The 25,549-nt window shown below is 72.8% G+C and carries 16 protein-coding genes; 8 read left to right on the forward strand and 8 right to left on the reverse strand.

Features of this window, described 5'->3' with window-relative positions:
* Window positions 1–273: 273 nt before the first annotated feature.
* Window positions 274–1,959 carry a GDSL-type esterase/lipase family protein gene (locus OHA86_RS01780; protein ID WP_329171812.1) on the forward strand — a complete coding sequence of 562 codons (1,686 nt, stop codon included), beginning with the start codon at window positions 274–276 and terminating at the stop codon, window positions 1,957–1,959.
* An 89-nt stretch (window positions 1,960–2,048) separates the two neighbouring features.
* Here the strand turns inward: OHA86_RS01780 and OHA86_RS01785 are convergent, their stop codons facing one another.
* The 3 genes from OHA86_RS01785 to OHA86_RS01795 form a co-directional block, all read right to left on the reverse strand.
* Entirely contained in the window at window positions 2,049–3,617 is a 1,569-nt protein-coding gene (locus OHA86_RS01785) for a CocE/NonD family hydrolase (RefSeq protein ID WP_329171813.1), read from the reverse strand.
* A 78-nt stretch (window positions 3,618–3,695) separates the two neighbouring features.
* Window positions 3,696–6,566 carry a glycosyl hydrolase family 95 catalytic domain-containing protein gene (locus tag OHA86_RS01790; RefSeq protein WP_329171814.1) on the reverse strand — a complete coding sequence of 957 codons (2,871 nt, stop codon included), beginning with the start codon at window positions 6,564–6,566 and terminating at the stop codon, window positions 3,696–3,698.
* Between the two features lie 538 nt (window positions 6,567–7,104).
* Window positions 7,105–8,169, reverse strand: coding sequence for a LacI family DNA-binding transcriptional regulator (locus tag OHA86_RS01795; protein ID WP_329171817.1), 1,065 nt, complete (start codon window positions 8,167–8,169; stop codon window positions 7,105–7,107).
* A 210-nt stretch (window positions 8,170–8,379) separates the two neighbouring features.
* Between OHA86_RS01795 and OHA86_RS01800 the strand changes: the two genes are divergently transcribed.
* The 7 genes from OHA86_RS01800 (at window position 8,380) to OHA86_RS01830 (ending at window position 19,310) form a co-directional block, all read left to right on the forward strand.
* Window positions 8,380–9,675 carry an ABC transporter substrate-binding protein gene (locus OHA86_RS01800; protein WP_329171818.1) on the forward strand — a complete coding sequence of 432 codons (1,296 nt, stop codon included), beginning with the start codon at window positions 8,380–8,382 and terminating at the stop codon, window positions 9,673–9,675.
* Between the two features lie 28 nt (window positions 9,676–9,703).
* Window positions 9,704–10,603 carry a carbohydrate ABC transporter permease gene (locus OHA86_RS01805; protein WP_329171819.1) on the forward strand — a complete coding sequence of 300 codons (900 nt, stop codon included), beginning with the start codon at window positions 9,704–9,706 and terminating at the stop codon, window positions 10,601–10,603.
* The gene (locus tag OHA86_RS01810; protein ID WP_329171820.1) at window positions 10,600–11,532 is read left to right on the forward strand and encodes a carbohydrate ABC transporter permease; all 933 of its coding nucleotides are present in this window, start codon (window positions 10,600–10,602) and stop codon (window positions 11,530–11,532) included. The genes OHA86_RS01805 and OHA86_RS01810 overlap by 4 nt, the downstream gene beginning before the upstream one ends.
* Entirely contained in the window at window positions 11,529–14,216 is a 2,688-nt protein-coding gene (locus OHA86_RS01815) for a hypothetical protein (protein WP_329171821.1), read from the forward strand. Before OHA86_RS01810 ends, OHA86_RS01815 begins: the two co-directional genes overlap by 4 nt.
* A gap of 398 nt (window positions 14,217–14,614) precedes the next feature.
* On the forward strand, window positions 14,615–16,666 hold the full coding sequence (locus OHA86_RS01820; protein WP_329171822.1) for a CBM96 family carbohydrate-binding protein: 2,052 nt from the start codon (window positions 14,615–14,617) through the stop codon (window positions 16,664–16,666).
* 115 nt (window positions 16,667–16,781) lie between these two features.
* Complete coding sequence (locus OHA86_RS01825; protein ID WP_329171823.1) at window positions 16,782–18,077, forward strand: benzoate/H(+) symporter BenE family transporter; 1,296 nt, start codon at window positions 16,782–16,784, stop codon at window positions 18,075–18,077.
* Window positions 18,078–18,275: 198 nt separating this feature from the next.
* Window positions 18,276–19,310 carry a LacI family DNA-binding transcriptional regulator gene (locus OHA86_RS01830; protein ID WP_329171824.1) on the forward strand — a complete coding sequence of 345 codons (1,035 nt, stop codon included), beginning with the start codon at window positions 18,276–18,278 and terminating at the stop codon, window positions 19,308–19,310.
* 117 nt (window positions 19,311–19,427) lie between these two features.
* Here the strand turns inward: OHA86_RS01830 and OHA86_RS01835 are convergent, their stop codons facing one another.
* The 5 genes from OHA86_RS01835 to OHA86_RS01855 all read right to left on the reverse strand — a co-directional run bounded on the left by OHA86_RS01835 (window position 19,428) and on the right by OHA86_RS01855 (window position 25,549).
* Window positions 19,428–20,081 (reverse strand): hypothetical protein, encoded by a 654-nt coding sequence (locus OHA86_RS01835; RefSeq protein WP_329171826.1) that lies wholly within the window; start codon window positions 20,079–20,081, stop codon window positions 19,428–19,430.
* Window positions 20,082–20,234: 153 nt separating this feature from the next.
* Window positions 20,235–20,603: a DUF427 domain-containing protein gene (locus OHA86_RS01840; protein WP_329171827.1), complete on the reverse strand. Its 369-nt coding sequence runs from the start codon at window positions 20,601–20,603 to the stop codon at window positions 20,235–20,237.
* 59 nt (window positions 20,604–20,662) lie between these two features.
* Window positions 20,663–22,705, reverse strand: coding sequence for a translation factor GTPase family protein (locus OHA86_RS01845; RefSeq protein WP_329171829.1), 2,043 nt, complete (start codon window positions 22,703–22,705; stop codon window positions 20,663–20,665).
* 148 nt (window positions 22,706–22,853) lie between these two features.
* Window positions 22,854–23,603: a succinate dehydrogenase/fumarate reductase iron-sulfur subunit gene (locus OHA86_RS01850; RefSeq protein WP_329171831.1), complete on the reverse strand. Its 750-nt coding sequence runs from the start codon at window positions 23,601–23,603 to the stop codon at window positions 22,854–22,856.
* Window positions 23,600–25,549, reverse strand: coding sequence for a fumarate reductase/succinate dehydrogenase flavoprotein subunit (locus OHA86_RS01855; protein WP_329171833.1), 1,950 nt, complete (start codon window positions 25,547–25,549; stop codon window positions 23,600–23,602). Before OHA86_RS01855 ends, OHA86_RS01850 begins: the two co-directional genes overlap by 4 nt.

Genomic DNA, 25,549 nt, shown 5'->3' on the forward strand with positions numbered 1-25,549 from the left:
CTTTGCAGGGTCCCGGTACGACGCGCTCGTCGGGTTCCTTCAACCGTAGCAAATTCCGGCAGTGCGGCCAGGGGGCCGAGCGCGCCGCCCTCCGTATCGCCAGGCCTCACCCGCGCGGCGAGAGATCCGATGTCAGGGCGCGACCGGAGCCGAATCCGCCGCGAATCGCGTCATGGGCGATGCAGTCATCCGAACTCTTCGCCGTCGCAAGGGGATTGGCGTGGACCATCGGGGGAACTACAGTTCCACTTCCCCCCACCACAGGAGGCCCCTGTGCAACCTCATGCGCGTTCCTTGCGCCGCGCCGCCGTCCTGGCCGCCGGCGTGCTGGCCGCCGGGCTGGCGGTCTCGGCGCCGGCCACCGGTGCGACCGCCGCCACCCCGGCCGCACCCGCTTCTGTTCCCGCTGCCGCACCCGCCTCGGCCGCCGCTCCCGCTTCCGCCGCCGCGGCGGACGGCTGGACCGGTACGTGGTCGGTGTCGCCGCAGAGCGGCGGCCCGTCGTACAACCAGCAGACGCTGCGGCAGATCGTGCACACCGGGATCGGCGGCAGCGCGGCGCGGCTGCGGATCTCCAACGCCTTCGGCTCGGCGCCGCTGACGGTGGCCGATGTGCATGTCGCACAGCGCACCTCGGGCTCCTCGGTGAACACCGGCACCGACCGGGCGGTGACCTTCGGCGGGCAGACCTCGGTGACGGTGCCGGCCGGCGGTTCCGCGGTCAGCGATTCGGTGGCCTTCACCGTGCCCGCGCTGTCCGACGTCGCGGTCAGCCTCTACCTGCCGCAGTCCACCGGCTCGGCGACCTACCACCAGCAGGGCACCCAGACCAACTATCTGGCCGGTGGCGACGTCAGTGCCGCTGCCACCTTGAACGGGGCTTCCACCAGCGGCAGTTACTCCTTCCTGACCAATCTGGACGTGCAGAATCCGGCCGCGCAGGGCGCGGTCGTCACCCTGGGCGCGTCGATCACCGACGGGGTCGCCTCGGCGCAGGACTCCAACCGGCGCTGGCCCAACGACCTGGCCAGGCGGCTGGCCGACAGCGGACGTACGGTCGGCGTGCTCAACCAGGGCATCAGCGGCAACAAGCTGCTCAGCGACGGCGCCGGGCAGAGCGCGCTGGCCCGCTTCGACCGGGACGTCGTCGGCCAGCCGGGAGTGCGCTGGGTGGTGCTGTCCGACGACCCGATCAACGACCTCGGCTCGGGCAGTCCGCCGAGCGGCACCCAACTGATCACCGGCATCCAGCAGTTGATCTCCCGTACACACCAGGCGGGGCTGTCCTTCCTGTGCTCGACCCTCACGCCCTTCCAGGGCTCGGGCGGCTGGACGCAGGCCGGCGAGAATTCCCGCGCGGCGATCAACGCGTTCGTCCGCGGCACGGGCAGCGGCTGCGACGGCCTCATCGACCAGGACACCGCGACCCACGACCCGGCCAACCCCACCCGCTACCTGCCCGCTTACGACGCGGGCGACCATCTGCACCCGAACGAGGCCGGGTTGCAGGCCATCGCCGACGCGGTGAACCTGTCCTACTTCGGCCCTCCCGGTCAGCCCGCGACCGGCTGGATCGCGCTGCGCGCGCACGCCAACGGCAAGTTCGTGACCGCGCCGAACGGCGGCGGCTCCGCGCTGATCGCGTCGGCCGACTCGGCGGGCACCGCGGCGCAGTTCGACGAGCTGAACCAGGGCAACGGCCTGATCGCGCTGCGGGCGCACGCCAACGGGCTGATCGTGACCGCGGAGAACGCGGGCGCGGCGCCGCTGATCGCCAACCGTACGGCGGCCGGGTCCTGGGAGACCTTCCAGCTGATCCAGAACCCGGACCACAGCGTCAGCCTCAAGGCCCAGGTCAACGGGAAGTACGTGACGGCCGAGAACGCGGGCGCCGCGTCACTGATCGCCAACCGGGACGCGATCGGTCCGTGGGAGGAATTCGACCTGGCCACCTCCTGACCTGGGAAGCGCGGCCCGGTCGCCGCCCCCGTACGGCCCGCGCCGTACGGGGGCGGCCCGCATACGGCGCCCCGGTCACCCGGGGCCGGTCACCGTACGGGGCCGGTGACCGGCAGGACGAGCCGGGACGGGCGGGCCGCGTCGCGGAAGACCGTACGGGCGCCGGGCGGGCCGGCGACGTCCCAGCGCGGGTGGCTGCTCGCCGCCACGTGCACGCGCAGCCGGTGGCCCGGGCGGAAGACGTGCGCCGTCGACCACAGATCGACGCGCACCTCGCGCGGACCGGCGGCGGGGGTCCGCGCGACGCCGTCGGTGAGGACGCGGGAGGTGCCGTCGGGGGCGACGTCGCAGAGCCGGACCACCCAGTCGGCGGGTCCGGTGTCCGCGGCGACGGCGAGCGTGGCACGTACCCGGCCCATCACCTCCAGCGGCCCGGCGAGCGGTTCCCCGGTGTGCACCAGCACATCGCCCCTGGCCTCGATGGGCCGCTGGTCGTAGGGACCCGCCGGGTGCGTGGGGTCGAGCAGCAGCGCGCCGCCGCGGGTCGGCACCGGGTCCGCCGGGTCGTGCCGGAAGCCGGCGGGCGGTTCGCCGGCGCCGGGAGGCTCGGGTGACAGGGCGCCGCCCGCGCGCAGATACCAGGCGGTGGGCGTGGCGGGCGGCGGCCAGTGGTCGAGCGGGCGCCACTCGTCGGCGCCCATGACGAAGGCCAGCACGGGCGGGCCCGGGCACGGCTCGCCCGCCAACACCGCCGCCAGCCAGGTCAGGGTGCGCTCGCGCAGGGACGGGCCGCCGTCGAGTGCCGCCTCGTCGGCGGCGGGGCCGAAGTCGTGGGCGGCGGTGCGGCCGGTGCGGTCCTCGTGGTTCCAGGGGCCGACGATCAGCGCGGCCGGACGGCCTGCGGCGCGGGCGGCGCGGTGATTGTCGAGGCTGCCCTGGAGGAAGGCGTCGTACCAGCCGGCGACGGTGAGGGTCGGGGGGCACGGCGCGCCGCGGTCGGCGGGTGCCGCACGCAGCGGCGGTCCGCCGGGGCGGCCGGGCCACGGGAGCGCGCACAGGACGGGCGGGTTCCAGTCGCCGGCCGTCAGCCGGTCCTGGGCGGCGGACAACTCCCGCAAGGCCCGGGCGAGTTCGTCCGGCGCACCTGCGAGGGTGCGGCGCAGCACCTCGTGGCCGAGGCCCAGCGTCCACTGGGTGAGCAGGCCGCTTTCGGCGGCGCCGCCCCGGGCGGTCAGGCCGTCGCGGGGGTCGGCCCAGGTGAATTCGGGTACGGCGGCGGCCAGTTCGGGCGGGGCCGCGGTGATCGCCGCCCACTGGGTGTGGCCGAGGTAGCTCGGCCCGTACATCGCGACCCGCCCGTCGGCGCCCGGCAGCCGGGCCGCCCAGCGCACGGTGTCGTAGCCGTCGTCGTACTCGTGGACCAGCGGTTCCCAGCTGCCCTCGGAGCCGAAGCGGCCCCGGACGTCCTGGACCACCACCAGGAAGCCGCGGCGGGCGGCTGCGCGCGGGTCGAGCCGGGCCAGGATGCCGGGGTCGCGTCTGCCGTACGGGCCGCGGGCCAGCAGCACCGGCCACGGCCCGGTACCGCGCGGGGGCCGGTAGAGGTCGGCGCGCAGCACGGTGCCGTCGCGCATGGCGGCTTCGGCGTCCTCGGGCACGGCTGCCTTTCGCTCGTGCGGTGCGGTCCCCGCCGTGGACGGCACGGCGGGGACCGGTCAAGGGGCGGGTGGAGCGGGTCAGTTGACGGTCAGGTCGTCCACGTAGCCGCGGTAGCCTCCGGCGCCGCCCGGGTGGTCGTAGCCGATGAGGACGCGGGCGATCTGCTTGCCGCCGTTGTTCGCGGCGAGGTTGACGGTGACGTGGTTCCAGCTGTCGGGGGTGAGGTGGCCGCACTGCTGGGCGGGGTGGGCCCGACTGCCGTTCTGGTCCACGGCTCCCGAGTCGCGCAGGGTGCTGTTGTCGGTGAAGACCAGGTCGACGGCGACGCATTCGCTCTCGGTGGACCCGGCGGGCACCCACGGGGTGGTGGCGTGCGACTGCGGGTAGATCCAGTAGCTCAGCGTCTTCGCCGTGCCGACGGCCAGCGGCGAGCCGCTGAGGTCGTAGACCTTGAGGTACGCGTGCGGGCCGGTGCCGGTGGCGCTGCCCGCGTACATCAGGGCGGCGCTGCCGGTGCGGGCGGTCTCGCCGGTGCGCGGGCCGGTCTGCGGACCGGCCGAGTCGGAGTTGATGCCGGTGACGCCGTTGTTGCCGCCGCCCGCGGTGTCGACGGTGTCGGTCCAGGCGGGGGCCGGGTCGCCGGCTTCGGAGCCGGAGGCGAACGAGGTGCTGGTGCCGCCGGTTCCGGCGCCGCCGCTGCCGAGGGGCTGGGCCAGTTGGGTCTGGACGGTGGCGTAGGAGGTGCCGGGGGGCGCGAGGGTGAGGGTCTCGCCCGCGGAGGTGGCGAGGGTGAACTTCGTGCCCGAGACGGTGCCGGCGTTGGAGCCGCCGCGGTAGAGCTGCACGGTGCTGCCCGGCCAGGGGTTGGTGAAGGTGACGTTGCCGCCCTTCTGGCTGATCGCGCGGACGTACTGCACGGAGTTGTTCGCGATGCTGCTGGAGACCAGGACGTTGCCCGCGGCCATCAGGTCGCCGAATTTGGCGCTGGAGCCGGCCGGCCAGTCGGCGAAGACCTTGATGTCGTTCTGGAAGGACTGCAGCAGCATTTCGTCCAGACCCGAGGTGATGACGTTGATGTTCTCGATGCCGCCGCCGTTGTGGTGGATGCCGAGGTTGTTGTAGCTGTGGCCGACCGCCTCGTCGTGCATGTCGGACATGATGGTCGACGGGTTGTAGCCGACCCGGGCGGCGGCCGCGTAGAAGGTGGCGGGGGCGTTGTCGCCGTGCCAGCGGGCCAGTTGGTCGACGGTGTTGCGGGCGGTCTGCAGCAGGCCCGCGTCGCTGTCGAGGCCGACCTGTCCGCCGGGGTAGACCGCCTGGATGGCGATGTCGTTGCTGTCGTTGACCCAGTCGGCGCCGGTGGAGGTCTCGCGGAAGACGGTCTGCCCGTTGCGCGTCATGGTGGGCAGCGGTGCGAGGTGGGCGTCGATGTCCTGCCAGGTGGCGCGGGTGCCGGCGTCCTGGCCGAGCGCGGTGCTGATGTCGGTCAGGCCCTGCATCAGCAGATGGACCAGGCCCAGCGTGAGGATGCTGTTGGTCTGCGGGTAGGCGTTGTCCTCCTGCGGCGCGTCGTTGGTGATGGTGTAGGTGCCGGACCCGTCCTTGGTGAGGTAGTTCTGCCAGAACAGCCCGACCTGCTTGAGGTACGGGTAGACCGTGCTCGCGTAGGCGGTGTCGCGGGTCTGCTCGTAGCGCATGACCATGTCGCTGGCCAGGTTGACCGCGTTGGACTTCTGGTTGTGCAGGTTCATGTCGGCGCTGGTGCCCTTGGGCGAGATGCCGACCGGGTAGAGGACGCCCTGGAAGCCGTTCTGCGCGGCCAGTTGCTGTCCGCGGGCCATCCAGTCAAGCACCGGCTGGTCGTAGGGGGCCGTCTGGTCGATGTGGTTGGTCGTCAGGCCGGCGTAGAAGGGCGCCTGGTAGTTGTAGTTGGTGTGGTAGTCGCCGTTCCAGTTCATGTTGCCGGTGATCCAGTTGCCCCACAGCCCCGGCGCGTACTTCCCCGGGCGCGACAGGCAGCCGAGCAGGTACAGCGAGCCGTACCAGCTCTTCTCGACCGCCTTGTCGGGGATCTGGACGTAGGACTGCGACCAGTAGGTCTGCCACCAGGTGCGGTGGGAGGTCCGGTGGCTGTCGACGTCGGCCTGGGTGAGGGTGCCGACCAGCGCGTCGGCGGCGGCCTGGTAGCCGGCGGTGTCGATGCTGCTCTGGATGCCGGCGACCAGGGTGGCGGTGGTGCCGGGCTGGATGGTGAGGTTGACCGTGCTGCCGGAGACCGTCTGGCTCTGGCCGATGGTGCGGGCCGCGATCCTGGCCCGCGGGTCGCCGCTGCCGCCGCCGTCCGCGGCCACATCGGCGTCGAGGTCGTTTCCGCTGGTGCTGACGGTGGGGGCGCCGCCCGAGCCGTTCTGCAGGGTGATGGCGATGTGCTGGGCGCTGCCGCCGGTCAGCGTGAAGGCGGTGACGAGGACATTGCGGTTGGCGTCCACCCAGCTGGTGGTGCTCAGCGTCTGGCCGCTCTTGGTGTAGGTGCCGCGGACCTCGGCGTGCTGGATGTCCTGCACGACGTTGTACGACGCGCCGGCCAGGCCGCCGGCCGCGACCACGATCCGGCCCAGCGGCTTGATGGCGTGGCTGGCGCCGGAGAAGAAGTCGTTCTTGCCGAGGTAGTAGGTCTGGTTGTCGATACTGCCGCCGACCGCGACGCCGACGTCGCCGTTGCCCATCTCCGGGGCGTCGATCGTGCCGCCGCCGGTCAGCTGGGTGGGGGGCGAGGTCCATACGCCCTGGTACTGCCCGACGGTGTTCATGCCCTGCGCCGCGGTGATCGGGTCGGCCGCGGCGGGCGTGGCCAGTGCGGTGGTCAGGGCGGTGGCCAGCAGGGCGCCGGCCAGCGCCGCCGCCGTTGCCGCGCTCCCGCTGCTGCGGGCCGGCGAGGTGAGCCTCATAGGGGCTGCTGCCTTTCTCGTTGACGGATGCCGCCGCCGTCCGTGCCCGCTGTGCCGCCGGGTCCGCCGCCGTCCTGCCGCACCGGTACCGCGCACCTCGATACATCGGATGACTTGTCGAGGGTGAACGCGGTGTCGATGACAGCGTTGTCAGTCGCCGCCCGTGCCACAGGCGGCGACGACCCGCCCACCGAGATGGGCCGGGCGGCGCGGAACCGGCGGAAAGCCGGGTGAAACCGGTCGGGAAGGCGGTGCGCATCATGGGGGGACTAGCGGAAACCAGCAGGAGGACACCGGCGGCTCACCAGGTCCTCCGCACGCTCCCGGGGCGGCTCCCACTGCCCGAGAGAACGTTATCGTAGGATGTCCGGGACGTTTATAGAGGCGCCGCCGTGCGTTGTAAAGGGTCCGCACAAAGGGTCCGCACAGCCCCCCGGGGCCGCACACCCGCCGGCGCACCGCTCCGCGCCCGGCCCAGGGCCGCGGCGCCCGCCCCCCGCGCCGGGCCGCGCCCCTCGGCCCCGCGCCGAAGCCGCGCTCAGGGGCCGATCTCGCCCGAGCCCCTGGTGATCAGCGAGGTCGTGACGATGACCGTGCGGACCGGCCGGGCGGGCTCGGCCAGCCGCGCCCTGAACAGCTCGATCGCGGTCCGCCCGATCTCCATGTCGCCCTGTGCCACCACCGTGAGGCCCGGCCTGAGCAGGTCGGCGAGCCCGAAGTCGTCGAAGCCGACCAGCGCCGTCGTACCGAAGTCGGGTCCCAGCGCGCGGATGACGGCGACCGAGGTGGAGAAGTTGCCGGTCACGATCGCGGTGGCGGGTTCCGGGCCGCGCCGCAGGCTGTCCAGGGCCGCGCTGATCCGGTCGGCCTCGATCGGCCCCGGGTGCACCATGCCGTCCAGCGGCGCGCCCGCGGACTTCAGGCAGTGGCGGAAGGCGGCGGCCCGCTCGTGGCCGGTGTGGATGCGCTCGTCGTCGCCGATGTAGCCGATCCGCCGGTGGCCCTGGGCGGCCAGGTGCGCGAAGGCCTGCCGGATGCCGCCGCGGTTGTCGGACAGCACGGTGTCGACCTCGACCCCGGTGGCCGGCCGGTCGAAGGCCACCACCGCGAGCCCGGAGTCGATCTCCGGCTGGAGGTACTGGTGGCCGTCGGCGATCGGCTCGATGATGATGCCGTCCATCCGCCGCCCGCACATGGACATCACCGCCTCGCGCTCACGCTCCGGGTCGTCCTCGGTGGACATCGCCACCACGGTCAGCCCGGCCCCGCGCGCCGACTCGTCCACCGCCCGCAGCACCGGGTGCGCGTCGGCGATATGCCGTACGGCGGCGCCGATGGTGCCGGTACGGCCGCTGCGCAGCTGCCGCGCCCTGACGTCGGGCCGGTAGCCGAGGTGGTCGATGGCGGCCGTGATCCGCCGGGCGAGTTCGTCGCCGACCGTCGCGTCGCCGTTGACCACCCGCGATACCGTCCGCAGCGCCACGCCCGCCTCCCGGGCGACGTCGACCATCGTGGGCCTGCGCGGTCGCGGCAGTCCGCGCCTGCCGGCCGACGCGTCGGCGGACTTGTCACCGGGCTTGCCCGCGGCACCAGGACCAGGCACTTCGCTTCCCTTCGCCGGTTGTCTCATGACCCGCCCCCGGCGTCCCGAGACCGGTCCGTGATTGTGCGGGGGCTTGACTTGCTGTCGCGGAACCTTACTGTACTCGGCGAGATAACGTTATCCAGCCGACCGGACGACTGACGCGTCTTTTCGCGTCCGGGGCGGCCCGGTCACGTGTCTTCCCGACATCCACCCTCGAAAGGGACGGTCATGTTCAGACGAAGTGCCGCATTCAGACGAGGCGCCGCCACCGTCGGCGCCGCAGGGCTGCTGCTGATCGCCGCGTGCTCCAACTCTGCTTCAAGCGGCGGGAGTTCAGCGGGAGGCGGCGCGACGCTGACGTATCTCACCTTCAACACCCCCTCGCTGACCCCGGCCTTCTGGAAGGACTCGATCGCCAGGGCCGAGCAGAAGGCCCCGGGGGTGACGATCAAGCAGGTGGTGGCGCCGAGCACGGACCGCGACTCGTACGCCAAGCAGCTCCAGGCCTCGGGGCAGTTCCCCGACCTGCTGCAGTCGATCACGCCGTCCCAGTACACCGAGGCCGGCCTGCTCGCCCCGTACGACCAGTCCTGGATCGACGCCAACTTCCTGCTGCCGCAGGGCAACGCGATCAAGGGCAAGGTCTACATCCCGCCGACCAACTCGCAGATCATCCCGCTGGTCTTCTACAACAAGTCGCTGTTCACCAGGGCCGGTGTGCAACCGCCCACCACCTGGGCGCAGTTCCTCCAGGCCAACGCCAAGCTCAAGGCGGCCGGCATCACCCCGATGGAGCTGGGCGGCAACGACCCCTTCGCCGCCGCGATGCCGCTGACCGGCGCCCTCAGCGCCGATGTGCTGGGCAAGAACCCGAAGTGGCTGCAGCAGCGTTACGCGGGCACGGTGAAGTTCACCGACGCCGACGTGGTCGCCGCCGCGGGCAAGATGCGCACGCTGGTCGAGAAGGGCTACTTCGAGCAGGGCGCGCTCAACGTCAGCTACGCCGACTCGATCAAGAACTTCAACGCCGGCAAGGCCGCGATGTACCCGATGGGCAGCTGGTATCTGGGCTCGATCCCCAAGGACCAGTGGAACAACATCGGGGTCTTCCCGTGGCCGACCGACGACGGCTCGGTCGTCGTGCCCTTCGCGGTGGGCGGTTCGATGGCGATCAGCACCAAGGCCAAGGACGTCAAGGGCGCCACGGGCTTCGCCCAGGCCTGGTCGCTCGACCCGGACAACCTCAAGGCGCTGATCGAGGGCGACGGCGCCTACCCGATGCTCAAGAACAAGGCGCTCAAGGACTACGGCGTCACCGTCAGCCCGGCGTTCACCGACTCCTACACCTATGTGACCGACACCAACACCAAGGTCAGCTCCATCGGCTGGAGCACCAACGACGACGCGCTGCCCGGTTCGCTCAACAACGACTTCTACGCCGCCGCGCAGGCGCTGTTCAACAGCTCCGATGTGAAGGGCCAGATGTCCAAGCTCGACAAGGCCTGGAGCACCGCGACCAAGTGATCGGCCGCACCAAGAAAGGAGGGGGACTGTGAAGCCGCTCTCGCACTGGTTTCGCGACACCTCGCAGGATCTCGGGCTGCGGCTGATCGCCGCCCTCGGCCTGCTGCTCTACCTGGTCTTCATCGTTGTGCCGGTGTTCATGAGCCTGCGCAGCAGCTTCACCGACGAGAACCCGCTCAAGTCGGGCAGCAACTGGATCGGCTTCGGCAACTACTCGGAGATGCTGCACGACAGCCAGCTGCGTACCAGCGTCGTCTTCACCCTGCTGCTCGCGGCAGGGGTGACGGTGGTGGCGAACCTGGTCGGGCTGGCCTTCGCGCTGCTGCTCGACCGCACCGCCCTGAGCTACCGGGTGCTGCGGACCGTCGCCTTCCTGCCGCAGGTGGTCTCCGGAGTGATCGTGGGCTTCGTCTGGAAGACCATCCTCACCCAGGACGGCCTGCTCAACACCGTGCTCAGGAGCCTGCACCTGGTGCACACACCGGTGGACTGGCTGGGCAAGCCGCATCTGGCGCAGTTCTCGGTCGGCGTGGTGGTCGCCTGGGTGCTGTCCGGCTTCACCACGGTCGTCTATCTGGCCGCGCTGCAGAACATCCCGCAGGAGCTGTACGACGCCGGGTCCATCGACGGCGCCGGCGCCGCCCAGCAGTTCCGGATGATCACCCTGCGGATGGTGGCCCCGGCGACCACGATCAGCGTCACGATCTCGCTGATCACGGTGCTCAAGCTCTACGACGTCATCCAGGTGCTCACCTCCGGCGGACCGGCCAACGCCACCCAGTCCACCGCCCAGTACATCGTGAAGATGGCGTTCACCAACGACCGGTTCGGCTACGCCTCGTCCATCGCGATGTTCCTGCTCGCGCTGTCCGCGGTGATCGCCCTGTCCGTCACCAGCATCCTGCGCCGCAGGGAGGTCGACCTGTGACCGTCCAGAGCCCATCCGCCCGCCGGCCCGCGCTCCGACGGCCGCCGGCCCGCCGTCCGGTGCACGGCCGTCCGGCCGGGGCCGCCGTGCCGCGGCGCGGCAGGCGCAGGCTGTTCGGCCCGGCCCGGCTCGCGCTCGCCGTGGTCCTGGTGCTGGTGTTCGTCAGCCCGATCTATCTGACCGTCGTCAACGCGTTCAAGAAGGAGGACGACATCGTCGCCGGTCCGGCGACGCCCCCGGTGCACCCGACGCTGCACAATCTGTCCACCGCGCTGAACCGCCCGGACCACCTGCTGCAGCTGGGCCTGCGCAACTCGCTGATCGTCGTGGTGTGTTCCGTGCTGCTGCTGATCCCGCTGGGCTCGGCCTTCAGCTTCTGGATCTCCCGCCGGCGCACCCGGCCGCGCGCGGTGGTCCTGGCGGTGCTCGCCGCCGGGCTGATGATCCCGCCGCAGGTGGTGCTGCTGCCGACGATCCGCATCCTCACCTTCCTCGGCCTGGACCACAGTTATCCGGGGCTGATCCTGTCCAACCTGGGCGGCGGCTACTTCTCCTTCGCCGTCTTCGTCTACGTCGGCTTCATGCGGGCGGTGCCCGACGAGGTCGTCGAGGCGGCACGGCTGGACGGCGCGGGCGGTCTGCGGATCTGGTGGACCATCATCATGCCGCTGGTGCGGCCGGCCACCGCCACCGTCGCCATCTTCCTGTCGTTGTGGATCTGGAACGACTTCCTCAACCCGCAGTTCATCCTCGGCCCGTTGCAGGGCCAGACCATCACCACCGGTCTCTATCTCTCCGTGGGGCAGTTCCAGATGGATTACGGACAACTCTTCGGCATCATGTTCCTGGCCGGAGTGATCCCGGTCGTCGGCTATCTGGCGATGCAGAAGCAGTTCATCGCCGGTCTGACCGCGGGATCGACCAAGTGAGCGCGGCGCCGCAGGCCAAGCGGCAGCGGTACGGCGGGCCGGCCGGTGCGGGAGTGCCCGCGCTGGACGATCTGGCCGGCGACTGGCTGCCGGCCGGCGACCTCGCGCACCTCCCGACGCTGCGCAACCAGTGGGGCCAGGGGCACGTCAACCGCGATCTGACATCGTTGTCCTGGCTCGCCTTCGCGCCGTACAGCGGCGGCTACCACACCGGGGTGCTGCGCATCGACGGCGAACCGCTCGCCGCCGAGCGGATGCGCTGGTCGCCGTGGGGCGTGCAGCGGACGGCGGCCCGCGGGCCGCTCACCGTGCGCACCGAGGTCCGGATGGGCTACGAGCGCAGCCGGGTGCTGTGGCGGATCACGCTGCACAACTCCTCGGGCCGAGCGCGCCCCGCGGCCGTCGAGCAGGAACTGCTGGCGATGTTCGCGCACCACGAGACGGACTGGGGCTGGCTGTACGGCACCCCGTGGAATTCCGGCCACCACCACGACTTCTACGCCATCGAGCGGCTGCGCTCCGAAGTCCTGGCCGCCCGCCCCCGGCAGGTGCAGACGCTGCCGCACGGCGAGCGCTGGGTACGCCTCGGCTCCCCCCGGATACCGGGCATCCAGCGCGACGAGGACTCCGCGCCGATGCTGCTGGAGTCGGAGCTGCCCGACCACTCGGCGCCGGACTCCGGCCGGGTCAGGGCGCCGGGCGCGCCCTGCCTGGTCCGCGGGCTGCGGGTGCTGCGCGCGGACGGCACGGCGGCGCCGGTCGGCGACCCGGCGGCGGCGTACACCGTACGGGCCGGGACGGATCTGCGGATCGCCACGGTCGCGCTGGCCGCGGGCGACGCGCTCGGCCTGGAGGTGCGGGTCGACCAGGCCGCGGTGAGCGGGGTGATCGCCACCCACGGCAATCACCCCGACTCGGCGCAGCTCGCCCTCGCCGACGGCCGGGTCTGCCTGCGTATCGGCGGAGAGTACGTGGTCGCGGCCGAGCCGCTGCCGGTGGGCTCGTGGCACCGGCTGGCGGTACGGGTCGGCGAGGAGGGGGCCGAGCTGTCGGTGGACGGCGCGGTCGCCGGGCACACCGACCCCTGGTGGGGCGGCCAGCGGTGGACGGCGACGGCCGCGGACGGCGCGGTGCTGGTCGAGGACCTGCACAGCCCCGCCCGGTCGGCGTACGCCTTCGCCACCGCGCCCGACGCCCTGACCGCGCGGGGCGCCCGCGCGGTGGCCCGCTGGGACCTGCTGCTGGCGCCCGGCGAGACCCGTGAGCTGGGCTTCGTGCTGGACATCGGCGACAGCCCCGAGGAGGTGCGCTGGACCGCGGCCACCACCGCGGACGCCTTCGACGTGGCCTTCGAGCAGATCGCGGAGCGCTGGCGGGACACCTGGCGGCAGGCGTTCACGCCCGGCGGGCCGGAATTCTCCGGCTATCTGCCGACGCTGGTCACCGCGGACGCGGACCTGGCGCGTACGTACTACCTGGGCGCGCTGCTGGCCGTCTATCTGCGCAACACCCGGGTCTCGCGGACCGGTCCGGTCTTCCTGACCGGCGGCCCGCGGCTCGGGCCGACCACGACCTTCTTCTGGGACCAGTCGGAGTTCGCCAGGACCGCCGCGATGCTGGAGCCCGCCGGCATGCGGGCCTGGATCCTGGCGGCGCTCGGCCAGCCGTACGACCACTGCCACTCCTTCGACACCTACAACCGGCTGCCGGTCGGCAACCACTACGCGGCCAACGACCACGCGCTGTTCCGTACGGTGACGGCCTATGTGGCGGTCACCGGCGACACCGGGCTGCTCGGACAGAGCGCGGGCGGGCGCAGCGTGCTGGACCATCTGCGGGCGATGGCCTACCGGCCGCGCGGGCGCAGGGCCGCCTTCGGGGAAGGGGTGCTGGTCGATCTGGGCCGGGACGCCTGGGAGTTGCTGGAGTGCGTGCCCAACTACCGTGACGCGGTGGTGTCCTTCAACGCCGGCTACGCAGGCATGCTGCGCTCGCTCGCGACCCTGCTGGACCTGCTCGGCGAGCCCGCTGAGGCAGCGTCCGCGCGGGCGGACGGCGACGAGCTGGCGCGGGCGGTGCTCGGGCAGTACGCGGGCGAGGGGCGGTGGCGGATCGCGCACCCGGAGGGGTCCGACGTCATCGGCCACTGCCTGGACTTCGCGCTGGTGGCCGCCGACCTGGCCGGTGACCTGCCGCGCGAGCACCGGGAGCAGATGGTCGACTTCGTCAGCGGGCGGCTGCTCGACGGCGACTGGATGCGGGCGCTGGACCCGCGCGACCCGGTCGCGCCCCTCTCCGACCGCCCCGACCACGGCGCGGCCGGCGCCTTCGCGGCCTGGCCGGGCGCGACCGCGTACGGCCTGTGCCGGCTGGGCCGCCCCGACATCGCGGCCGGCCTGCTGCGCCGCGCCCACCGGACCACCTCGGGCGGCCTGTGGGGGCAGGCGATGGAGGTGACCGCGGAGGGGACCTACCGGGTCGCGGAACGCGGGGTGTCCAACCGGGAGAGCGTGGCCGCGGTCGCGGTCACCGAGGCGGTGATCGCCGGCCTGTTCGGCATCGAGGCCGGCCTCGGCACCCTCGCGGGACCGCCCGAGGGCGTGACCCGGACCGAGTTCGGCGAGCTGCACGGGGTGCGCGCGGTCGGCTTCGACCTGGAAGGAGGCCCGCGGGCCGTTCCTTAGCTCCACGACCCGCGCGGCCGGCCGTCGGACCGGCAGCGCGCCCCCGCGCCACCGTTCGCGGTGCGCGGGTGGTCCCGGCGGATCCGCCGTTCGCACCGCCGAGGTCGGCTCGGGCGGTACGCACGGCGGGGGGCGCCCGGACCGGGGTCCGCGCACCTCCGGGCCGCGTCACGCCCGGGCCGGGTCACGCCCGGACCCCGCTCACGACCGAGGCAGCTCACCACCGGACCCCGCTCACGACCGAGGCCGGCTCACAGCCCGTCCGGGTCCGCGCCGAAATCGCCGCGGCGACCGGGCCGTTCGACGTCGCGAGCGGGCTCGCGCGGCCCGCCGGACGCTAGCCTTGTCGCATGCCGCGGCCGTGCGGTGGGCGCGACGCGGGCGGGCCAGGGGGGCACATGAGGAGAACGGGTGCGGGGAGCGTCGCGCTGGGGCTGGCGGCGACCTCGATGGTCGGTTTCACGTCGGCGGGGCCGGCGGGAGCGCTCACGGCGCCGGTGGCGATGACCGCCGACGACCTGGCGACCTGGCAGACCAACGGAGTGGTGTGGGCGCTGGCCCAGGCGGGCGGGGTGGTCTTCGCCGGGGGGACGTTCTCCACGGTCAGACCGCCGGGGGCCGCCGCGGGCAAGAGCGAGCACAAGGCGCTCAACTTCCAGGCGTTCGACGCCGCTTCGGGCGCCCCGACCTCGTGCCGGCTGTCGTTCACCGTCGGCACCGGCACGTCCACCGTACGGGCGCTCGCGGTGTCGCCGGACAAGTCGACGCTGTACGCGGGCGGTACGTTCGGGTCGGTCAACGGGACGCCGGTCAGCAATCTGGCGGCGATCGACATCGCCACCTGCAAGGTGAGGACCGGCTTCAAGGTGGCGGTCTCGGCGCAGGTGCGCGCCATCGCGGTGACCGCGGACACCGTCTACTTCGGCGGCAATTTCACCACCGTCGCGGGCAAGGCCCGGCAGCACTTCGCCGCGGTCGGCACCACCGGCGCGCTCAAGCCCTTCACCGCCGCCGCCGACAAGGCGGGCAAGGCAGTGCTGGTCACGCCCGACGGCTCGAAGGTGGTGCTCGGCGGCGACTTCACCAAGGTGAACGGCGCCAGTTCGCACGCGCTCGCCGTGGTGAATGCCACGACCGGCGCGAACGTGCGGACGTATCCCGGCTTCATCCCGCCGACCTCGACCGTGCAGTCGCTCGCCTCGGACGCCACCGGCTTCTACACCGGCAACGAGGGCACCGGGACCGGCGTCTTCGACGGCCGGATCGCGGTGGACTTCAGCACCCTGAACCAGCGCTGGCGCGACACGTGCCTGGGCGCCACCCAGGCGGTGCAGGTGTACAAAGGCGTGCTCTACAGCTCCTCGCACGCCCATGACTGCTCCAGCATGGGGCAGTTCCCGCAGATGAACGACCGGCAGCACCTGCTCGCCGAGTCGGTCGGCAATCCGCGCCCGCTGCTCGGCTGGTTCCCCGACACCGACGACGGCCCGGCCGGCACCGAGAAGATCGGCCCGCGGGCCATGACCGTCGCGTCCGAGGGCGGCACCGACTACCTGTGGGTGGGCGGCGAATTCACCCGGATCGCCAGCAACGGCAACCGGCCGCAGCAGGGCCTGGTCCGGTTCGCGAACACCCCGGACACCCGCGCCCCCTCGGTGCCGCAGAAGGTCACCGCGACAGCGGTCACCGGCGGTGTACGGGTCGCCTGGCAGGCCGCGCTGGACCTGGACGACTCGGCGCTGACATACACGGTCTACCGCGACGGGACCGCGGTCGGCACGGTCGCCGGCACGTCCGTCTTCTGGAACCGCCCGACGCTCGCCCTGACAGACACCACGACCCGGCCGGGTACGGCCTACGCCTACCAGGTCACGGCCCGCGACGCGGCCGGCAACACCACCGCCCGGTCGGCCGCGGCGAGGGTCACCACGCCCGGCACACCGGTGTCGACCACGGTCACCGTCACGGCCGGCGCGGACTCGTACGCCAACGCCGCCGCGCCGGGCGCCACCTACGGCTCCGACCAGCAGCTGGCGGTGCGCGGCAGCTCCGCGTACACCGCGTATCTGCGCTTCACGCTGCCCGCCGCGCCCGCCGGGACGGTGCTCAAGAGCGCCCGGCTGACCGTACGCACCAGCGCGGACCCGCTCGCGCCGTCCGCCGATCCGCTCAACGTGCAGCATGTCACGGGCGGTTGGACCGAGGCCGGGGTGACCTGGGCGAACCGGCCGGCGCTCGATCCCGCCGCGATCGGTGCGCTTCCCGCGCCCACCGCGGCGCAGAGCGACTACTCGGCGCCGCTGGCCCTGCCCTCGCTCAGCGCGGCGCTCGGCCGTACCTACGACCTGGCGCTGACCTCGGCGAGCACCGACTCGGCGTGGTTCTGGTCCCGCGAGGCGCCGGGGACCGCGGGGCACCCGCAGCTGGCCTTGACCTTCGGGAAGCCCTGACGACCCGTTCCGGCCCGGGCCGCCGGGTAATTGGCAGGCCAGGGGGGTGGCGGCCGACTAGGATGCGCGGATTGCCCCGGGGGACGTCGTCCGGGGGCGGATCGGAGGGGTTCCGGTGGCTACTGCCGCACCGGGGAGCACGGCCGAAGGCGCGGACGCGGACGGCAGCGGGGGCGGCCTGTGGCGGGCCGTGACAGCCGGGGTCATCGCCGCCTTCGTCGGCTTCGCCAGCTCCTTCGCCGTCGTCCTCGAAGGCCTGACCAAGGTCGGCGCCTCGCACGCCCAGGCGGCGTCCGGGCTGATGGCGCTCTCCCTGACGATGGGCGCCTGCGCGATCTTCCTGAGCCTGCGGTCGCGGCTGCCGATCAGCGTGGCCTGGTCGACGCCGGGTGCCGCGCTGCTCGCGGGATCCGCGGTGCCGCACGGCGGATTCCCGGTGGCGGTGGGGGCCTTCCTGGTCACCGGCGTGCTGATCGTGGTCTCGGGCCTGTGGCGGCCGCTGGGCCGCTGGGTGTCCGCGATCCCGGCGCCGCTGGCGAACGCCATGCTGGCCGGCATCCTGCTGCCGCTGTGCCTGGCGCCCGCCGAGGCCGTGCACTCCGACCCGGCCATCGGCCTGGCCGTGGTGCTGACCTGGGCGGTCGTCGGCAGTGTGCGCAAGCTCTACGCGGTGCCGGCCGCCGTGCTGGTGGCGGTCGTGCTGATCGCCACCACCACCCACATCAAGACCGCCACGCTCGGTCCGATGTGGCCGCACCCGGTCGCCGTCGCACCGCACTTCACCGTCGCCGCCGCGATCGGCATCGCGCTGCCGCTGTACGTGGTCACCATGGCGTCGCAGAACATCCCGGGCATCGCGGTGCTCGGCGTCAACGGCTACCACCCGGCGCCCGGCCCGCTGTTCGGCTGGACCGGGGCCTTCTCGCTCCTGTCGGCGCCCTTCGGCGGCCACGCGGTCAACCTGGCCGCGATCACCGCCGCCCTGTGCGCGGGTGAGGAGGCGGGACCCGACAGGGCCGGGCGCTATCGCGCGGCGGCGACGGCGGGCGGCGTCTACATCCTGCTCGGGCTGGCGGCGAGCGCGGCCGTCGCGCTGGTCAACGCGGCGCCGCCGCACATCATCGAGGCGGTGGCCGGCCTCGCCCTGCTGGGCGCGCTGGCCGCTGCGCTCACGGGGGCGATGGCCGACCCGGGGCAGCGGGAGGCCGCGGTGGTCACCGTCGTGGTGACGGTGTCGGGGGTGACCTTCTTCGGTGTCAGCGGCGCCTTCTGGGGTCTGCTGGCGGGCGGCGCGCTCTACGCCGTACGGCACTGGCAGTCGCAGCGGGCGCAGGGCGGCGGACCGGCCGCCGTACCGGCGCCGCGGAGCGCCCCCGACGACAGCAAGGTGCGGGAGCCGGACCGCAGCTGATCCCTCGGCAGCTGCGGCCCGGCAGGTCCGCGGCGCCGGGCGGCCGGACGCCGGAACGTCCGGCCGCCCGGCGTGGAACACGATGTAACATTCCCCGGCGGACCGTGTGGAGATCCAGCACACCGCTTGCGACCCGGCCATGTCAACACACGCAGGTCCGGCGCTAGGCTGTGCGCATGAAACAGTGCGGTGTAACGCATGGCTAGGCAGCCGGGCTCCAGGGCCACGGTCCGGGCCATCGCGGCGGAGGCCGGCGTATCGATCGCCACCGTCTCGCGGGTGATGAACGGTCAGGCGAACGTCGCCCCCGACACGCGCGAGCTGGTGCGCCGGGCGGTGGCCCGGCTGGGCGCCCCCGCACCGGCCAGACGCGGTACGGCGAGCGGCGCGATCTACGTGCGCTGCCCGTACGTGCTCACCGACTACTTCGGGGTGATCGTCTCCTCGATCGCCGAGACGCTCGACCTGTACGGCAGGCGCCTGGTGCTGAGCGCCGGCGACGCGGCCCGTGAGCTGCAGGTGCTCGGCGACCTGCCGGGCGACCCGGCGATCGCGGGCGCGATCCTCATCGTGCCGCCGGAACCGGAGCGGGACCTGGAGGCCTTGCGCGCCGCCGACTTCCCTTTCGTGGTGGTCGACCCGCGCACCCCGCTGCCGCAGGACATCGCCTCGGTCTCCGCCGCCAATCTCACCGCCGCGCGCACGGTCAGCGCCCACCTGGTGGGCCTCGGCCACCGGCGGATCGGGGTGATCGGCGGCCCCGGCGACTGGCTCGCCAGCCGGTCCCGGCTGGCCGGCCACACCTCCGCGCTCGCCGACGCGGGCGTGCTGCCCTCCCCCGAGCTGCTGCGCAGCATCGAGCCGACCGCCGACTGGGGCTACGACGCGGCCTGCGAGCTGCTCGACCTGCCGCAGCGCCCCACCGCGCTGGTGGCCTTCAACGACAAGGCCGCGGTCGGCGCGCTGCGCGCCGCGTACGAGCGGGACCTGCGGGTGCCGGAGGACCTGTCGATCACCGGCTTCGACGACATCGACCTGAGCCGCAGCACCGTGCCCCGGCTGACCACCGTCCGCCAGCCGCTGGAGGAGATGGGGCGGATGGCGGTCTCGCTGCTGATGCGGCTGCTGGACCGGCACACCGTGGACGCGCTGCACGTCGAGCTGGCCACCCAACTGGTCCTGCGCGGCTCCACCGGCCCGGCGCCCGGCACCGCCCGGCCCCCCGCCACCTGACCGGGGACCGCCTCTCGAACGGCCGCCCCCGGTCACTCCGCCTCGGACGGGGTTCCGCTCCACGGCGCGTCGCGCCAGGCGGTCGCGTCCGGGACCGGCGCTCGGGAGCGGCGCCGGTCAGCCCTGCTGCGGCCTGAGCCGCCGCCGTTCCTGCTGGAGGGCCTCCCGGGCCCGGGCCAGCGCCAGCGCCCTGGCCCGAAGCTGCTCGACGGACAGCGCACCGTCCACGCCCAGTTCGGCCCGCAGCGCCTCCCGGAGCAGGTGGACCGCGTCGGAGAGCGGCCCCGCGAACCACTGCTTCGCCTGGACGAGCCGCGCGTCCGTACGTGCGAGAGGCCCCGTTCCTGAGACGTCCAGCGACAGGTACCGGATCAGGTGGTAGCCCGCGCCCAGGCACTGGTTGACCTCGCCGGCCACGTCAAGGGCCGTTGCGCCGAGGACCATCTGCGCCTGCGCGTACTGGTCGTAGTACGCCTGGCGTGCGGCGTCGAAGGCGCCCGCGTCCGCTGTCTCCCCGCGTCTGAAGGCGAGCACGATGTCTCTGCCCGCCGTGCGGTAGGCACGGGTGGTCGCGTTGAGAGCGGAATAGAGCTCGCGCTTGCTCTGGACCGCCCGGTCCTCCCGGTCCTGCTGCCGCTCCAGCGCCGCGTGCCGGTTCTGCTCGGCGACCTCCGCCCGGCGGGCGCGCTGGGCGACCACGGTCGCGCCCATGGTGCCGCCGACTCCGGCGACCGCCACGGCGAGCGTCGTCCAATCCGATCCCGACAGCATCCGCGTCCCCCCTGCCCCTCCCCCGACGCTCCGTGAGCGCCCGGTCGCAGGCTAGCGCGGCCAGTGGCGGAGGCGGGACGGTATGCGCGGATGCGCGGCGGCTCGGCGGGCGGTGGACGGTGGACGGTGGACGGTGGACGGTGGACGGGACGGTCAGGCCTCGGACAGTTCCACGTGCTTGGGGTAGAAGGCGACGTGGCCGGCGATCGGGCTGACGGCGTCGTAGGGCTTGTCGTACGTCCATACCGCGTCGGCGACCGTGCCGTCCGCGGTGATCAGCGAGTAGTACGAGGCGTCACCCTTGTACGGGCAGTACGTGCGGCTGTCGGTGGGCTCCAGGGCGGTCGGCTCGACGTCGTCCAGCGGGATGTACTGCACCGCAGGATAGGACGACTCACGCAGGGTCAGCGCCCGCGTGGTGTCGGCGACCACCCGGCCGCCGGCCCGCACGACGACCCGGGAGGGGTTGGGCTCGACGGTGATGGGGTGGTCGGGGCCCGGTGTCTTCACGGTGCGTTCCATGGCTTCTCCGTACGTGGGTGGACGGCCTTTTCGACCGTAGGCAGATCGTCCTGGCAGCGTCAAGCACGGCCCGCCGTGGCGCCGCGCGGCGTGATTCCCAGCCGGCGCTGCACCTGGAGCAGGTACTCCTTGCGGTCCAGCGGGTCGGGGCCGCTGCGGGGGCGTACCGGGATCTCGCCGTGGACCGGCGCGTAGTGGTCGAAGACCGTGTCGAGGGCGCCCTCGCCCCGGGTCAGGGTGGGCAGCTGCTGCTCCAGGTCGTGCACATGGGCGGCCGGGATGCCGCCCTCCAGCAGATAGCCGCCGGCCCCGCCGGGCGCCGGGGCGCGCGGCACCGCGCGCAGCCTGGACAGCACGGGCAGCACCGCGCCGAGCGCGTCGGCCGGCAGTTCGATGCGGAAGTGGTGCATCGGCTCGTGCACCGCGGTGCCCGCCTGCCGCAGGGCGGCCATCAGCACCAGCGGGGTGACATTGCGGAAGTCGCCCGAGGTGCTCGACATGCTCTTGTCGAAGACGGCGTGCGCGTGGCTCTGCCGGGCGCTGTAGCCCGAGTGCGTCATGGTGACCGTGCAGTCGGTGACCTGCCAGCCGTGCAGGCCCTGGGCCAGCGTGGACAGCACCGTCTCCTCGACGGCGGCGAAGAACGCGTAGGGCAGCGACCCGAGTTCGACCTCGCGGCGGAAGGCGACGCCGCTGCCGGGCGGCGCCGGGTCGATCCGCAGTCCCACGGTGGCCAGGAAGGGGTTGGCGTCCTTCTTGTTGAACTCGACGGCGGCTCCGCTGCCGGCCACCCGCTCGATGTGGATGGTGGTCGTCTCCTGGAAGACGACGTCCACGCCGTAGTCGTCGGCCAGGGTGGCCTGGATGACCTCCTTCTGCACCTCGCCGTAGAGGGAGACCGCGATCTCGCCGCGGTCCTCGTCGCGCCGCAGGTTGATCAGCGGGTCCTGCTCGGCCAGCTGCCCGAGCGCGGAGTGCAGGGCGGCGCGGTCGGCGGCGCCGCGGGGGGACACCACGGTCTCCAGGCTCGGCGGCGGGAAGTGCCGCGCCGCCCCGGGCGCGGCGGCCGGCTCGCCGACCGTGTCGCCGATGCGTACGTCGCCCAGGCCCCACACCCGGGCGATCCGGCCGGCCGCGGCCGACGGCGCGGGTGAGTCCGTTCCGTGGTCGAAGACGCTGATCGCGGTGACCCGGCCCTCCCCCGCGGCGGCGCCGTCGCGGTGCACCGGCGGGCGGTCGCGGACGTGCAGGGTGCCCGAGGCCAGCCGCAGATAGGCGATCCGCTCGCCCGCGGGGCCGCGCTCCATCTTGAACACGCTGCCGGACAGCGGCCCTTCGGGGTCGCCGCCGGAGCACGGCAGCAGTTCCGCGATCCCGGCGACCAGCGCGTCGATCCCCGCGCCCGTGACGGCCGACCCGGCGTACACGGGGTGCACCAGCGCCTGCCCGGTCTGCGCGGCCAGCGCCCGGCGCAGCCGCGGGTACGGCAGAGCGGCGGTACCGCCCCGCACCCACGCGGCGAGCAGGTCGTCGTCGTGGCCGGCCAGCAGTTCGGTGAGCCGGGCGGTGAAGCCGGGGTCGGCCGCGGTGTACGGCAGCGCGGCGGCGGCCCGGGTGCCCTGCGCCGACGCGGCGGCCAGCGGCGCGATGTCGGGGGTGAGCCGCGCCGCGACGGCGGCCAGCGTGCGGTCCAGGTCGGCGCCGCGGCGGTCGATCTTGTTGACGAAGACCAGCGTCGGGATACGCAGCCGGCGCAGCGTCCGCATCAGGACGGCGGTCTGCGGCTGGACGCCCTCGACAGCGGAGACCACGAGCACCGCGCCGTCGAGCACGCCGAGCACCCGCTCGACCTCGGCGATGAAGTCGGGGTGGCCCGGGGTGTCGATGAGGTTGACGGTGGTGCCGCCGAGGGTGAAGGACACCACGGCGGACTTGATGGTGATGCCGCGCTGCTTCTCCAGCGCGAGGGAGTCGGTCTGCGTGCTGCCCCGGTCGACGCTGCCGATCGTGTCGATCACTCCTGCGGAGTACAGCAGCCGTTCGGTGAGGCTGGTCTTACCTGCGTCGATGTGCGCGAGAATGCCGAGGTTGAGCGAAGGCACAGCCGGTCATGTCCTCAAGATAGGGGGAAATTCCTGTCTGAGCGGGCATGACGGAACCGCGCATGATCATTGCTCCTCGGTCGGCAGCGGTCGGCTCATCGACTACAGCAGAGCGGCGCCGCGGGCGGCAACCGTATTTCGTGGCGGCTCAGCCCCTGGGGACCTTCCGCGCGGCGCGCAGCCACTCCTTGTTCATCGCGCTGATCGAGGTGAGCGGGATGCCCTTGGGGCACGCGGTCGCGCACTCGCCGGTCAGGGTGCAGCCGCCGAAACCCTCGGCGTCCATCTGCGCGACCATGTCGAGCACCCGGGTCTCGCGCTCCGGCGCGCCCTGCGGCAGCACATTGAGGTGGTTGACCTTCGCCGAGGTGAAGAGCATCGCGGAGCCGTTGGGGCAGGCGGCCACGCAGGCACCGCAGCCGATGCACTCGGCGTGCTCGAAGGCGCTGTCGGCGGCGGCCTTGGGCACGGGGGTGGCGTGCGCCTCGGGCGCGGAGCCGGTGGGGACGCTGACGTAGCCGCCGGACTGGATGATCCGGTCGAAGGCGGCGCGGTCGACGACCAGGTCGCGCACCACGGGGAAGGCGGCGGCCCGCCACGGCTCGACGTCGATGGTGTCGCCGTCGCGGAAGGACCGCATGTGCAGCTGGCAGCTGGTGGTGCGCTCGGGGCCGTGCGCCTCGCCGTTGATGACCAGGCTGCACGCCCCGCAGATGCCCTCCCGGCAGTCGTGGTCGAAGGCGACCGGGTCCTCGCCCTCGACGGTGAGGCGTTCGTTGAGGGTGTCGAGCATTTCCAGGAACGACATGTCGGGCGAGATGCCGTCCAGGTCGTAACTGGCCATCGCGCCGGGCGCTTCGGAGTCGTGCTGGCGCCAGATGCGCAGGGTGAGCTTCATGCGTAGCTCCGCTGGGTGGGGTGGACGTAGGCGAAGGCGAGGTCTTCGCGGTGCAGCACGGGGGCGTGGCCGGTGCCGGTGAATTCCCACGCGGCGACGTAGGAGAAGTCCTCGTCCCTGCGGGCGGCCTCGCCGTCCGGGGTCTGCGACTCCTCGCGGAAGTGGCCGCCGCAGGACTCGGCGCGGTGCAGGGCGTCCAGGCACATCAGCTCGGCGAGTTCGAGGTAGTCCACGACGCGGTTGGCGCGCTCCAGCGACTGGTTGAACTCGCCCTCGGTACCGGGGACCTTGATGCGGCGCCAGAATTCCTCGCGGATCTGCGGGATGCGGTCGAGCGCCTTGCGCAGGCCGTCCGCGTTGCGGGACATGCCGCAGAACTCCCACATCAGCTCGCCGATCTCGCGGTGGAAGGAGTCGGCGCTGCGGTCGCCGTCCACGGTGACCAGGCGGTGCAGCCGCTCCGTGGTCTCGGCCAGGGCGGCGGCAACCGCCGGGTGTCCTGGCCCGGGGGTGTCCTGGCCCGGGTGCCGGGCGAGGTAGTCGTTGACGGTGGCGGGCAGCACGAAGTAGCCGTCGGCCAGGCCCTGCATGAGGGCGGAGGCGCCGAGCCGGTTGGCGCCGTGGTCGGAGAAGTTGGCCTCGCCGATCGCGAACAGGCCCGGGATCGTGGTCTGCAGGTCGTAGTCCACCCACAGCCCGCCCATCGTGTAGTGCACGGCCGGGTAGATCCGCATCGGGACCTCGTACGGGTTCTCCGCGGTGATCCGCTCGTACATCTCGAAGAGGTTGCCGTACTTCTCCTCGACGGCCCTGCGGCCGAGCCGGGCGATGGCGTCGGCGAAGTCGAGGTAGACGCCCTGGCCGCCGGGACCGACACCGCGGCCCTCGTCGCAGACGTTCTTGGCCGCGCGGGAGGCGATGTCGCGGGGCACCAGATTGCCGAAGGCGGGGTAGATGCGCTCCAGGTAGTAGTCGCGCTCGTCCTCGGGGATCCCGGCGGCGGGCCGGGTGTCGCCGGCGGCCTTGGGGACCCAGATCCGGCCGTCGTTGCGCAGCGACTCGCTCATCAAGGTGAGCTTGGACTGGTGGTCGCCGGTGCGCGGGATGCAGGTCGGGTGGATCTGGGTGAAGCAGGGGTTGGCGAAGTGCGCGCCGCGGCGGTGGGCCCGCCAGATCGCGGTCGCGTTGGAATTCATGGCGTTGGTCGACAGGTGGAAGACGTTGCCGTAGCCGCCGGAGGCGAGCACGACGGCGTCCGCGACGTAGGTCGAGATCTCACCGCTGACCAGGTCGCGGGCGACGATGCCGCGGGCGCGGCCGTCGATGACGAGCAGGTCCAGCATCTCGGTGCGGGCGTGCAGTTCGACGTTGCCGGCGGCGATCTGCCGGGACAGCGCCTGGTACGCGCCGAGCAGCAGCTGCTGTCCGGTCTGGCCGCGGGCGTAGAAGGTGCGGGAGACCTGGACGCCGCCGAAGGAGCGGGTGTCGAGCAGGCCGCCGTACTCACGGGCGAAGGGCACGCCCTGCGCCACGCACTGGTCGATGATCTCGACCGAGATCTGCGCCAGGCGGTGGACGTTGGACTCCCGGGAGCGGAAGTCCCCGCCCTTGACGGTGTCGTAGAACAGCCGGTGGATCGAGTCGCCGTCGTTGCGGTAGTTCTTGGCGGCGTTGATACCGCCCTGGGCGGCGATGGAGTGGGCCCGGCGCGGGGAGTCCTGGTAGCAGAACTGCACGACGTGGTAGCCCTGTTCGGCGAGGGTGGCGCCGGCCGAGCCGCCGGCCAGGCCGGTGCCGACGACGATCACGGTGTGCTTGCGGCGGTTGGCGGGGTTGACGAGCCCGGCGGTGAAGCGGCGGGTGTCCCAGCACTGTTCGATCGGCCCGGCGGGCGCCTTGGTGTCGGCGAGCGGTTCGCCGGCCGTGTAACGGGTGTAGTCGGTCAT

This window comes from Streptomyces sp. NBC_01477 (assembly GCF_036227245.1).
Taxonomy (GTDB): Bacteria; Actinomycetota; Actinomycetes; order Streptomycetales; family Streptomycetaceae; genus Actinacidiphila.

Bases quoted from the DNA above. Each gene is read 5' to 3' on its own strand.
- OHA86_RS01790 (WP_329171814.1), bottom strand. From the start codon at position 6,566: ATGAGGCTCACCTCGCCGGCCCGCAGCAGCGGGAGCGCGGCAACGGCG.
- OHA86_RS01800 (WP_329171818.1), top strand. From the start codon at position 8,380: ATGTTCAGACGAAGTGCCGCATTCAGACGAGGCGCCGCCACCGTCGGC.
- OHA86_RS01820 (WP_329171822.1), top strand. From the start codon at position 14,615: ATGAGGAGAACGGGTGCGGGGAGCGTCGCGCTGGGGCTGGCGGCGACC.
- OHA86_RS01830 (WP_329171824.1), top strand. From the start codon at position 18,276: ATGGCTAGGCAGCCGGGCTCCAGGGCCACGGTCCGGGCCATCGCGGCG.
- OHA86_RS01835 (WP_329171826.1), bottom strand. From the start codon at position 20,081: ATGCTGTCGGGATCGGATTGGACGACGCTCGCCGTGGCGGTCGCCGGA.
- OHA86_RS01840 (WP_329171827.1), bottom strand. From the start codon at position 20,603: ATGGAACGCACCGTGAAGACACCGGGCCCCGACCACCCCATCACCGTC.
- OHA86_RS01850 (WP_329171831.1), bottom strand. From the start codon at position 23,603: ATGAAGCTCACCCTGCGCATCTGGCGCCAGCACGACTCCGAAGCGCCC.
- OHA86_RS01855 (WP_329171833.1), bottom strand. From the start codon at position 25,549: ATGACCGACTACACCCGTTACACGGCCGGCGAACCGCTCGCCGACACC.